Origin of the sequence: Vibrio sp. R-1 (assembly GCF_035615595.1) — a bacterium.
Lineage (GTDB): Bacteria > Pseudomonadota > Gammaproteobacteria > Enterobacterales > Vibrionaceae > Vibrio > Vibrio cholerae.
The window spans coordinates 1-382 of record NZ_WPDC01000340.1 but is presented as its reverse complement, the minus strand read 5'-3'; the positions used below and the strand labels follow the sequence as shown (position 1 = coordinate 382).

At 42.9% G+C, this 382-nt stretch carries 1 protein-coding gene; it reads left to right on the top strand.

Going from position 1 to position 382, the window contains the following annotated elements; all coding sequences use genetic code 11:
- Window positions 1-41: 41 nt before the first annotated feature.
- Window positions 42-382: hypothetical protein (locus tag GOU96_RS18415; protein WP_324702135.1), on the top strand; the 341-nt coding region annotated here is incomplete at its 3' end.

The window sequence follows — 382 nt, the reverse complement described above, 5'->3', positions numbered from 1 at the left end:
TAGGCGGGCGTTATGTTGCTAAGGATGGACTTTGGAATAACATGCTAAATTTATTGAGGTTTTTTCTCATAAGCAATCTCACTGCATCAGCAGTTGTGGTCATGTTTGAGAAATCTACGGGTTTCTTTGGCCTGAGGTCTTGGCCCGATTATGCATTCTTTGTTGTGGTGATCCTTTGGGGGTTAGCAGCCTTATTTTTTATGTACCCACCAGAAGGCGGTTTTGGTGGTGATAGGGCAGAGAGTGTAGCGGGTTCAATGGTGGATAGCTCGGTGGCTAATGAAATTGACAGTGAGCGTTTTTCATCAAACACGATGCTTTGTATCAAACTTTTTGTTTCAGGGTTACCTGCATTTCTAACATTCATAATAGTTAGCACCGC